Annotated in this window: 12 protein-coding genes; 11 read left to right on the top strand and 1 reads right to left on the bottom strand. The window is 68.1% G+C overall.

What is annotated here, in order from left to right; genetic code table 11:
• Positions 1 to 196 precede the first annotated feature (196 nt).
• Together G6023_RS02720 and G6023_RS02715 are read left to right on the top strand one after the other, a co-directional pair.
• Positions 197 to 607, top strand: coding sequence for a PPOX class F420-dependent oxidoreductase (locus tag G6023_RS02720; RefSeq protein WP_067718824.1), 411 nt, complete (start codon positions 197 to 199; stop codon positions 605 to 607).
• A gap of 65 nt (positions 608 to 672) precedes the next feature.
• On the top strand, positions 673 to 1,245 hold the full coding sequence (locus G6023_RS02715) for a peroxidase-related enzyme (RefSeq protein WP_182634025.1): 573 nt from the start codon (positions 673 to 675) through the stop codon (positions 1,243 to 1,245).
• A 16-nt stretch (positions 1,246 to 1,261) separates the two neighbouring features.
• Here the strand turns inward: G6023_RS02715 and G6023_RS02710 are convergent, their stop codons facing one another.
• A complete protein-coding gene (locus G6023_RS02710) occupies positions 1,262 to 1,984 on the bottom strand; it encodes a superoxide dismutase family protein (protein ID WP_154830132.1) in 723 nt (240 codons plus the stop codon).
• Between the two features lie 446 nt (positions 1,985 to 2,430).
• Here G6023_RS02710 and G6023_RS02705 point away from each other — a divergent pair, with 446 nt between their 5' ends.
• The 9 genes from G6023_RS02705 to G6023_RS02665 all read left to right on the top strand — a co-directional run bounded on the left by G6023_RS02705 (position 2,431) and on the right by G6023_RS02665 (position 10,147).
• The gene (locus G6023_RS02705; RefSeq protein ID WP_182634024.1) at positions 2,431 to 2,655 is read left to right on the top strand and encodes a Flp family type IVb pilin; all 225 of its coding nucleotides are present in this window, start codon (positions 2,431 to 2,433) and stop codon (positions 2,653 to 2,655) included.
• Between the two features lie 100 nt (positions 2,656 to 2,755).
• Positions 2,756 to 3,148, top strand: a complete 393-nt coding sequence (locus G6023_RS02700) for a TadE/TadG family type IV pilus assembly protein (RefSeq protein WP_182634023.1) — start codon at positions 2,756 to 2,758, stop codon at positions 3,146 to 3,148.
• Positions 3,149 to 3,165: 17 nt separating this feature from the next.
• Positions 3,166 to 4,110 carry a pilus assembly protein TadG-related protein gene (locus tag G6023_RS02695; RefSeq protein ID WP_347570703.1) on the top strand — a complete coding sequence of 315 codons (945 nt, stop codon included), beginning with the start codon at positions 3,166 to 3,168 and terminating at the stop codon, positions 4,108 to 4,110.
• A 9-nt stretch (positions 4,111 to 4,119) separates the two neighbouring features.
• Positions 4,120 to 4,839, top strand: coding sequence for a Flp pilus assembly protein CpaB (gene cpaB, locus G6023_RS02690; protein ID WP_182634021.1), 720 nt, complete (start codon positions 4,120 to 4,122; stop codon positions 4,837 to 4,839).
• Positions 4,839 to 6,071: a CpaE/TadZ family protein gene (locus G6023_RS02685; RefSeq protein ID WP_182634020.1), complete on the top strand. Its 1,233-nt coding sequence runs from the start codon at positions 4,839 to 4,841 to the stop codon at positions 6,069 to 6,071. Before cpaB ends, G6023_RS02685 begins: the two co-directional genes overlap by 1 nt.
• Complete coding sequence (locus G6023_RS02680; RefSeq protein WP_182634019.1) at positions 6,068 to 7,573, top strand: TadA family conjugal transfer-associated ATPase; 1,506 nt, start codon at positions 6,068 to 6,070, stop codon at positions 7,571 to 7,573. Before G6023_RS02685 ends, G6023_RS02680 begins: the two co-directional genes overlap by 4 nt.
• The gene (locus G6023_RS02675; protein WP_182634018.1) at positions 7,570 to 8,514 is read left to right on the top strand and encodes a type II secretion system F family protein; all 945 of its coding nucleotides are present in this window, start codon (positions 7,570 to 7,572) and stop codon (positions 8,512 to 8,514) included. The genes G6023_RS02680 and G6023_RS02675 overlap by 4 nt, the downstream gene beginning before the upstream one ends.
• Before the next feature lie 69 nt (positions 8,515 to 8,583).
• The gene (locus G6023_RS02670) at positions 8,584 to 9,492 is read left to right on the top strand and encodes a type II secretion system F family protein (protein WP_347570702.1); all 909 of its coding nucleotides are present in this window, start codon (positions 8,584 to 8,586) and stop codon (positions 9,490 to 9,492) included.
• A 1-nt stretch (position 9,493) separates the two neighbouring features.
• A complete protein-coding gene (locus tag G6023_RS02665; RefSeq protein ID WP_182634017.1) occupies positions 9,494 to 10,147 on the top strand; it encodes a prepilin peptidase in 654 nt (217 codons plus the stop codon).
• Positions 10,148 to 10,191: the final 44 nt, after the last annotated feature.

Here is a 10,191-nt window from a genome sequence, read left to right as displayed (position 1 = left end):
TCATCAGAACCGCGCTTTCCGAAGGGCGTCCCAAACACGAAAAGCATTGTGCTGCGTCCTTTTTCCTTGGGGGAACAGGTACATCAGCCACCGTAAAACCCTGCGGGGTATCTGGCTACCGGTCGGTTCGTGCGCCGTCGCGGTCGGGCAGCGCACACTGGGGGCGAACCGCAACGCCGATGGAAGGATCCCCGCCGTGACCGATTCCCACCTGGACGACGACACCCGCGCCGTCCTGCTCGCACCCAACCCGGCCGTCATGGCGACGCTGCGCAAGGACGGCTCCCCGGTCACCGTGCCGACCTGGTACCGGCTGGTCGAGGGCGACCGGATCCACCTCAACCTCGACGCCGGCCGCGTGCGGCTGCAGCACCTCCGGCGCGACCCGCGGGTGGCACTGTCCGTCATCGCGTCCGAGGACTGGTACACCCACGCGAGCATCCAGGGGCGGGTCGTGGAGATCGCCGACGACCCGGACCTGTCCGGCATCGACGCCCTGAGCACGCACTACACCGGCGAGCCGTACCCGGTGCGCGACCGCGCCCGCGTGGACGCGTGGGTGGAGATCGACCACGTCCACGTGTGGGGTCAGCTCCGCGAGTCCTGAGCGCGGGTGGGGCGCGAGCCCTACGCTGAGGCGACCCCTCGCCCGTCTACGCCCCGGAGACCTCCATGTCGGACCGCTATCCCCTCGCCGAGCTCAACGACCTGCCCGATGACCTGCGCGAGCGGATCCTCGCCGAGCAGGAGAAGGCCGGGTTCGTGCCCGAGGTGTTCCTGATGTTCGGGCGCCGCCCCGCCGAGTCGCGTGCGTTCTTCGCCTATCACGACGCGCTGATGGAGCGCGAGGGCAACCTGTCCAAGGCGGACAAGGAGATGATCGTGGTGACCATCTCCGGGCAGAACAGCTGCCTGTTCTGCGTGGTGGCGCACGGGGCGATCCTGCGGATCGTCAAGAAGGCGCCGATGCTCGCCGACCAGCTGGCGGTGAACTACCGCAAGGCCGACCTCACGCCGCGCGAGCGGGCGATCTGCGACTTCGCGACCAAGGTCAACCTGCACTCCGACGAGCTGGGCGGCGCCGACTTCGCCGCCCTGCACGAGCACGGTCTCGACGACGAGGACGCGTGGGACATCGCCGCGATCACCGGGCTGTTCGGGCTGAGCAACCGGCTGGCGAACGCCACCGACATGCGCCCGAATCCGGAGTTCTACCTCATGGGCCGGGTGCCGCGGCAGAAGTAGTCAGTTCTGCTCGGTGTCAGTTCTGCTCAGTGACGACCCCGCAGGCCGCGCGGCTCCCACCGTCGCCGGCGTTGCGCGTCTCCTCGTCGGCCCCCTCGGGCGCGTAGCGCTCGGGAATGTTGGCGAGGTTGTCGGAGTTCTCGTGGACCATCACCGCCGAGCCGTCCTCGTCCAGGAGAAGGTCGCGGTCCAGGCGGTCGGTGAGCGTGACGATCCGGGCCGTGCCGTCCTCGGTCACGTAGAGGGTCGGCAGGTCCCCGGCGTGCTCGGGGTGGCCGGCTTCGCCGCCGGGACCGGCCAGGTGCCCGCCGGCGGAGAGGAACGCGCCCCGCTCGCCCGGCTGAGTGGGGTTCTCACTGTCGGGCTCGCACAGGCCCGCGCCGTGGATGTGCAGGCCGTGGAAGCCGGGCTCCAGGTCGGTCGCGTTGACCGTGACGAGCGTGCCGCCATCGGACTCGACGAACTCGGCCGTCCCCCGCGGTTCGCCCTCGGGGTTCACCAGTTCGGCGGTCGCGAACGCCTGGCCGCCGGCGTTCTGGCCGGACGTCTTTGTGGTGGTCTCGGAGGTGCTGGTCTCGGACGTGTTCCCCGCGCCGTCCTGGGGCGTGACGTCACCCCCTGCGGCTGGAGAGTCCTCTCCGGTGCCGCATGAGGCCAGCAGGAGCGCGGTTGCGGACAGGGCCACGAAGGTCGAACCCCTCCGGGCGCGGCGGGCGGTGGACACGGTGCGTGCGGTCATCACAAACCTCCTCGGACGGCGTCGTGAGGGTGACGGTACCGAGGCAGACCCGACGTGCAACCGCATATGCGGCAGGTCAATTGGGCGGCAGATTACGCCCGCCCCGGCCCTACCACAAAGTAAGAAGTCACTTGCACTTCTTACTCAGGTGCCGTTCACCTCGCAGCCGCGCTAACGGACCGACGTCCTGATGCCGAGCTCGAGCGGGCAGACCAGCGCCTCCGAGACCCGTTGCGCTGGTGAATATCTCGCAGGGCGCAGACCCGCGAGCACGGCAAATGCGCGCCTCCTATGAAGTTCATCACGCAAACATATCTGAACGCTTGCACAACCTGAGAAGCGGGTGCATAATCTTCTCAGCCCCGTCACAGACTGTTCCGACAGCCGAGGGGGCGTCCCTCCCCCCTCGAGCCGCCGGCTCAATCCCTCGCAAGAAAGGGTTCATCATGAACCAGGCGTACTACGCGCTCGTCACTCTCCAGGCCTTCTTCTCTGAGCGCCTGGACAACCGTAAGGATCGCGGCGCTACGGCCGTGGAGTACGGCCTGATGGTCGGACTCATTGCAATTGCGATCATCGTGGCAGTAATTGCGCTAGAGGATCAGCTCTCGGCCCTCTTCGGTCGTGCAGAGACCGCCCTAGAAACCGGCACTGCACCCGCCGGAGGCTAAGCAGCAGGTCAGCCCCGGCGGTGCGGATACGTAGAATTCGCACCGCCGGGGCTAACGTCGCCCCCTCGCCCCCACTGCTTCTCTCCCCTCAGGCGCCGCCATGTTCACGCCCTCACGTGATCGCGGAGCAGCCGCAGTTGAATTCGCCCTCGTACTGCCAATCCTTCTGCTCCTGGTCATCGGAATCCTCGAATTCGGTCGCGCGTACCACGTACAAACGACGCTCTCCAACGCCGCCCGTGATGGCGCCCGGGTCATGGCACTGCAAGATAGTGCGACCGCAGCGGAAGTCCGGACTATCGAGTCCGCGGTTGGTCTCGATGTCACTGTCGACATGATCACGGTGACCCCCGACACGGGTTGCGCCGCGCCCGGCACAACTACTGACCTGGCATCAGTGACCATCGAGTACCCATTCGGACTTCTATCTGGTCTTCTTCCGATCGAAGACTTAACCCTTACCGGCAAGGGGACCATGCGATGCTTCGGTTAAGTGATGACCGCGGCGCAGTGGCTGTCGTCGTCGCGATCCTCATGGTTCCTCTCATGGGTTTTGCCGCGATCTCGCTCGACATTGCTGCGACACACGCGGAGAAGCAACAGCTCCAAAATGGTGCTGACGCTGCTGCGCTTGCCATCGCCCAGGATTGCGCACGGCACGCCTGCGGCGACCCGTTGGAAACGGCGAAGTCGCTGGCGCTCGCCAACAGCAACTCAGGCGACGCCGAAGCAAGACTCCCCAGCGATGTCGATGAGACGACCGGACGAGTGACCGTCGAAAACTCTGCCGTACGCCAGCATTGGTTCGCCCCCGTGCTCGGTGTCGACTCGACTGAACTCAATACCCGGGCAAGTGCGGCCTGGGGGGCGCCGACCGGCGGAACGGCAGTCCTTCCGCTCATTCTCCCGCTATGTGAAGTCAGAAAGCACGCCATTGCGGGACGCCCTCTGGGCGTAGAGCAAACAATCGTGACAACGCCGGCCAGTTGCCCGGTAGACAACGAGAACAACTATGTTCCAGGCGGTTTCGGGTGGCTGAAGACCGATCAGATGAAGAGCTGCAACGTCACGACCGAGATCGACGGCAGGGCGTACAGCGAACCTGGCAACACCATCAAGCACTGTGATCTCTCGCCGATCCGCGACAGAACGATTCTCGTACCGATATTCGACGAATCCGACCCCAACAATGCCATCGGAACGGGCAGTAACGCCTACTACATCGTGTACGGCTACGCGGCCTTCCACGTGACCGGATACCACTTCACCAATCAGAGCTGGGGCGACCTATCGTGCGGTGGCGATGAAGGGGGCAAAGGCAAGGAGACCGGCAACAGCCAGCGCTGCATCAGCGGCTACTTCACCGAGCTTCACCGCACTGACCCCAACTTCGAATACGGCCCCGATGCGCCGAACTTGGGCGCATCTGCCGTGTACCTCCTACCCGATGAGTGAGAACTGCCAATGAACCGACGTCTTGTCTCGGCCATCGCAGCCGGCGTACTCGCGATCCTCGGCGCCGTCCTGCTCGTCAGCTACGTCAACAATGCCGACAGTCGCGCGATGGCGAACATGGACCCGATCGAGGTGCTTGTCGTGTCCGCACCCATCGCCCAGGGGACACCTGCTGAAGAAGTCGCCGCGTCGGTGACGACCCAGCGCCTGCCCAAGGCTGCAGTCGGGCCCGATGCCGTCCGGTCTCTCGCAGAGGTGGCCGGCCGAGTTGCCGCGACCGACCTGCAGCCCGGCGAGCAGGTCCTTGGCGCCCGATTCGTTACCCGGCAGTCGCTGGAGCGGTTCGGAGGCATCCCGGTCCCGGAGGGCTACCACCAGGTGACCATCCCCCTCGAGGCACCGCGAGTCGTCGGCGGCACCGTCACTCCCGGGGACACGGTCGGCGTGTTCGTCACCCTCGGCGACGGATCTACCCACCTGGTCCTGCGGAAGATCCTCGTCACCCGCGTCCAGGGCGGGCTCGGTGCGACTCAACCAAACGAGGGAGTCGAGAACCCCGACGCGGCTCCGGTGCCAGAGGGTGGCGCCATGATCACGATGGCGCTCACCACTGACCAGGCCCAATCCGTCGTGTTCTCGGCCGAGCACGGGAGCATCTGGCTATCCCTTGAGGATTCCACCGTTCCGCAGGACGGCACCGACAAGGTCGATTCGAGGGACTTCTACTGATGAGCCGCGTACTGATCGCCACCGATTCCGCCGACCTTCGCGGGAGGGTCGCCACCGCCACCGGCGAGCCGATCTCGGTGATCGCCGGAAGCCCCCTGCCAACCGGTCCGTCGCAGCTGTTCCAGCAGCTAGGACCTGGTGTCGCCATCCCCCAGGTCGTCGTGATCGACGTCGCCGCCGGCCGTAACGAGGCTCTGCAGCTCTCGTCCCGCCTCGCCTCCGAGTGCCCCGGTATGGCCGTGGTGCTGGTGAGCGAACATCCCGACGCCTTCGCTCTGGCCGCCCTCCGGTCCGGCGCGTGCGACGTGGTGCATCCCGACGCCGAGGTCGGCGAGCTCGCCGCTGTGCTCGGCCGGGCCGCCCAGGTCGCCGCCTCGACCGCACCTCATGGGCCGGGCGACCCCGCCATGAACGGCAGCGCCAGCACGCGGGGCCGCGTCATCAGCGTCGTCTCGCCCAAGGGTGGAGTCGGTAAGACGACCGTCGCCACCAACCTCGCGGTGGGCCTCGCCCGGACAGCCCCGCTCTCGACTGTGATCGTCGATCTCGACGTCCAGTTCGGCGACGTGGCCAGCGCCCTCAACCTGGACCCCGAGCACACCCTCCTCGACGTGGTCCGCGGCCCGGCCGTCCAGGACTCCATGGTGCTCAAGACCTTCCTCACCCAGCACCAGACCGGTCTCTACGCCGTGTGCGGGCCGACCTCGCCCGCCGACGCCGACGACATCACCGCCGCCGACGTGGCCCAGCTCCTGCAGACCCTTGCCTCGGAGTTCCGGTACGTCGTGGTGGACACCGCCCCCGGGCTCGACGACCACGCCCTCGCCGCAATCGACCAGGCCGACGAACTGGTCACGCTGACCAGCCTCGACGTGCCCGGGGTACGCGGTCTTCGCAAGGAACTGAACATCCTTCGCGACCTGGGACTGAACCTCGAGAAGCGGCACGTCGTGGTGAACTTCGCCCACCCCCGCAGCGGGCTCACCAAAGCCGACGTCGAGGCCACCATCGGCACCGACGTCGACCTGGTCCTCCCCCGCAGCAAGGCAGTCCCCGTGTCGGTCAACCAGGGAGTCCCCCTGCTGCAGAGCGACGGCCGCGACGCGATGGCCAAGCAACTGCGCAAGCTGGTCGACCGGTTCACCCCGGCCCCCATGCGCCCCACCGCGGCCGCCGTACTGACCGCAGAGGGCGGTCGACACCGACTCCGCCGGAAGCGGGTGAAGGCATGAGCCTGTCCGAACGCCTCCGCGCGGCCCGCATCGCCCCGGGAGCCACCGGCACCGACGCGCCCGCGTCCGACGCCGCATCGTCGGCCCCCGCCGCGCCACCCTCCACACCGGCTGTGGTCGCCCCGACGGGGACGACGACGAAGCCGGCCACTGCCACCAGCACTCCGTCTACCAAGACCACGGGGAGCGCACCCGCCGACGATCCCACTGTCGATCCACTGGTCGCCCTCAAGGAGCGCGCGGCCAGCGCCCTGTTCGAGCGCATCGGCGCCCGCCTGAACAACCCCTCGCTCACCGAGGAGCAGCTCCACGCCATGGTGCGGAGCGAGCTCAACAAGGTCGTCGAAGACGAGACCGTCCCACTCACCAGCGACCAGCGCGTGCGCCTCATCACCGACGTGCAGGCCGACGTGCTGGGTCACGGCCCGCTCGAGAAGATGCTCGACGACCCGGAGATCACCGAGATCATGGTCAACGGACCCGACATGATCTTCGTCGAACGCGCAGGCCAGCTCACCCGCCATCCCTCCAGGTTCGCCTCGGAGGAACACCTCCGTCAGGTCATCGAGCGGATCGTCTCCCGCATCGGCCGCCGCGTCGACGAATCCTCCCCGCTGGTCGACGCCCGACTCGCCGACGGCTCGCGCGTCAACGCCGTCATCCCGCCACTGGCCGTCAACGGCTCCTCGCTGACCATCCGGAAGTTCTCCAAGGACCCGTTCAAGGTGCACGACCTCGTCCGGTTCGGCACCCTCACCCCGGAGATGTCCGAGCTGCTGCAGGCCTGCGTGGAGGCGCGGCTCAACATCATCGTCTCCGGAGGCACCGGCTCCGGCAAGACCACCCTGCTCAACGTCCTGTCCTCCTACATCCCGGAGGGCGAGCGAATCGTCACCATCGAGGACGCCGTGGAGCTGCAGCTCCAGCAGGATCACGTGGTCCGTCTCGAGTCCCGCCCGGCCAACATCGAAGGCCGCGGCGAGATCACCATTCGCGAGTTGGTGCGCAACTCCCTACGTATGCGGCCCGACCGCATCGTCGTGGGCGAGGTCCGTGGCGGAGAGACCCTCGACATGCTCCAGGCCATGAACACCGGCCACGACGGGTCACTCTCCACCGTCCACTCCAATTCGCCACGTGACGCCATCGCCCGACTGGAGACCCTCGTCCTCATGGCCGGCATGGACCTGCCACTGCGGGCCATCCGCGAGCAGATCGCCTCAGCTGTCGACGTGATCATCCAGCTCACCCGGCTCCGCGACGGCACCCGCCGCGTCACGGCCGTGACCGAGGTCCAGGGGATGGAAGGCCAGACCGTCACCCTGCAGGACGCCTTCCTCTTCGACTACTCCGCCGGCCTCGGCCCCGACGGCAAGTTCCTCGGCAAGCCCCAGGCCACCGGCGTCCGGCCTCGCTTCACCGACCGGTTCAACGAACTCGGCATCACCCTGTCCCCACGGGTGTTCGGCGCGACCACCGAGAACCCCGGATCCATCCGATGAGCCAGACGCTGCTGTCCCCCGCGGGGTTCGCGATCGCCGCCCTCACGCTCGCGCTGCTCACGGGCGGCTACCTCATCCTCTCTCCCGCGCCGGGGCGGATTCCCCGGGAACGCCGACGGCCCGGCATGGCCGAAGGACCCGGACCGATCAGCCGCGCGGCCACCGCCGCCACCGAGGCAATCGATTCCCTCCTGCGCCGCCGCGGGACCACCGGAGCCGGCCAGCTCGAACGCGCCGGAGTCCGCATGGGGCTCCAGGACTACGTCTTCCTCGTCGTCGTCGCCTCGATCGTCGCGTTCGCCCTCGGCCTCATCCTCGTCGGTCCGCTGATGGGCGCGTTCCTGGCACTCCTCGCCCCCGCAGGCGCCTACGCCCTGCTCCAGATCCTCGCCGCCCGCCGTCGCGCCAAGTTCGCCGACCAACTCGACGACTCCCTGCAGCTCATGTCCAGCAGCCTGCGCGCCGGACACTCCATGCTGCAGGCGCTGGCGTCCGTCGCGCGCGAAGCCGAACAGCCCACCTCCGAGGAGTTCGCGCGGATCATCAACGAGACCCGCGTCGGCCGCGACCTCGGCCCCGCCCTCGAAGAGACCGCAGCGCGCATGGGCAGCCAGGACTTCGTGTGGGTCACCCAGGCCATCGCGATCAACCGGGAGGTCGGCGGCAACCTCGCTGAGGTCCTCGACGCCGTGGGCCACACCATCCGCGAGCGCAACCAGATCCGCCGGCAGGTCGCGGCGCTCGCCGCCGAGGGCAAACTGTCCGCCTACGTCCTCATGGCGCTGCCGTTCGGTATCGGCGGATTCCTCTTCATCTCCAACCCGGCTTACATCGGCGTCCTCACTCAGAGTCCGCTCGGTTGGGGGATGATCGCGGCCGGCGTCGTGATGCTGACCATCGGCGGCATCTGGTTGAGCAAGGTCGTCCGCATCAAGTTCTGACGGGGCCGACCCCCTCCCTCAGGGTCGCCCTTCCTCCCCTCCCCCCTCGACCCGCGAAAGGAGCCCCGCGTGAGTTCACTGCCCGCCGCGGTGGCCGTGTTCGTCCTCACCGCGTCGATGTTCATGATTGCCTTCGCGGTATTCGCCGGCCGTGACACCGTCCGCGCGCGCACCGTCGCCAACCTTCGCCGGGGGATCGACGAGGGATACGCCGCCGCGCCCGTTGACCTCACCGGGGTCGACGACGACGACTCCCGCAGTCGCCTGTACGAGTTCGCCCGCCGACTCACGCCGGCAGGCACCATCCGCAGGCTCGAGAGGCTGACCATCCGCGCCGGCCGACCCACGGGCTGGTCACTCCAGCGGCTAGTGGTAGCCAAGATCGTCCTGCCGCTCATCGTGATCCTGCTGGGCCTCATGCTGTTCCGCGCCAGACCGGAGCCGCTCCTTCTGCTCCTTGTCCTGGGCACGGCGGCGGTCTGCTACTTCCTGCCCGAGCTGCTCCTGAGCAGCCGCAGCCAGGAGCGCAACGACGAGATCCAGCTCGAACTGGCCGACACCCTCGACCAGATGACCATCGCGGTCGAAGCCGGCCTCGGCTTCGACGCCGCCATGGCCCGCGCCGGCCGCAACGGCACCGGCCCGCTGGCGCAGGAGCTCATCCGCACCCTGCAGGAGATCCAGGTGGGCCAGTTACGCCGCACTGCCTACGAGTCGCTTGCCCTGCGGACCGATGTGCCCGACCTGCGTCGCTTCGTCCGCGCGATAATCCAGGCCGACGCCTACGGCATCTCCGTGGCCGACGTCCTGCGCACCCAGGCCGCCGAGATGCGGCTCAAGCGCCGCCAGCGCGCGGAGGAGAAGGCCCAGCAGGTGCCCGTCAAGGTGATCTTCCCGCTCCTGACGTGCATCCTGCCCGTACTGTTTATCGTGCTGCTCGGACCCACCGCGATCAACATGATGGAGGCGTTCTCCTGACATGCTCTTCGTGATCGCCGTGACCTCGGCCGTCGTATCCGGTCTGGCGGCGGCGGCGCTCGGGCGATGGATGCGCTCCCTCGCCGAGTCCGATTCCCGGTGGTTGCGCAGTGGCCTGCATGTGGTGCTGGCGGCGGCCGGCGGGTTCGGCGCCGCGTACCTGGCTCTGGGCTGGGCCGACCTGGTGACGTTCGCCGCGCTCGCCGTGGGGTGCGCGCTCCTGATCGCTATCGACCTCGCGGTCTTCCGACTGCCCGACAAGATCGTCCTGCCCCTGTACCCCGTGGTGTTCGGCGGACTGGCGGTGACGGCCGCGATGTTCGATGTCTGGGGTTCGCTCGGTCGGGCCGCCGCCGCGGCGGCCGCGCTGCTCGCGTTCTACTTCGTGCTCGCGCTCATCAACCCGTCCGGCCTGGGCCTAGGGGACGTCAAACTCTCCGGCGTGCTCGGGGCATTCCTCGGCTGGCTGGGCTGGCCCGCCGTGCTCGCCGGGACGTTGGCGGCGTTCGTCATCAACGCCGTCGTCGCGCTCGTGCTGCTGGCCGCGGGTCGGGTGGGGGCCAAGAGCGGCATTGCCTTCGGCCCGGCCATGGTGATCGGCGCAGTCGTCGGCGCCGCCTACTGGGCCGTGCGCTCTGCGGCGTTGGCGGGCTGAGCCGCCCGGCGTGGCCCGGGTGGCGTTCGACTTCCGGATCGCCG

It is taken from the genome of Dietzia sp. DQ11-71 (assembly GCF_014144995.1).
GTDB classification, from domain to species: Bacteria; Actinomycetota; Actinomycetes; order Mycobacteriales; family Mycobacteriaceae; genus Dietzia; species Dietzia kunjamensis.
This window is presented reverse-complemented; position numbering and strand designations above follow the sequence as displayed.

Coding starts and splice junctions, on each gene's coding strand:
- G6023_RS02665 (WP_182634017.1), top strand. CDS start 9,494: ATGCTCTTCGTGATCGCCGTGACCTCGGCCGTCGTATCCGGTCTGGCG.
- G6023_RS02705 (WP_182634024.1), top strand. CDS start 2,431: ATGAACCAGGCGTACTACGCGCTCGTCACTCTCCAGGCCTTCTTCTCT.
- G6023_RS02675 (WP_182634018.1), top strand. CDS start 7,570: ATGAGCCAGACGCTGCTGTCCCCCGCGGGGTTCGCGATCGCCGCCCTC.
- G6023_RS02700 (WP_182634023.1), top strand. CDS start 2,756: ATGTTCACGCCCTCACGTGATCGCGGAGCAGCCGCAGTTGAATTCGCC.
- G6023_RS02715 (WP_182634025.1), top strand. CDS start 673: ATGTCGGACCGCTATCCCCTCGCCGAGCTCAACGACCTGCCCGATGAC.
- G6023_RS02710 (WP_154830132.1), bottom strand. CDS start 1,984: ATGACCGCACGCACCGTGTCCACCGCCCGCCGCGCCCGGAGGGGTTCG.
- G6023_RS02685 (WP_182634020.1), top strand. CDS start 4,839: ATGAGCCGCGTACTGATCGCCACCGATTCCGCCGACCTTCGCGGGAGG.
- G6023_RS02680 (WP_182634019.1), top strand. CDS start 6,068: ATGAGCCTGTCCGAACGCCTCCGCGCGGCCCGCATCGCCCCGGGAGCC.
- cpaB (WP_182634021.1), top strand. CDS start 4,120: ATGAACCGACGTCTTGTCTCGGCCATCGCAGCCGGCGTACTCGCGATC.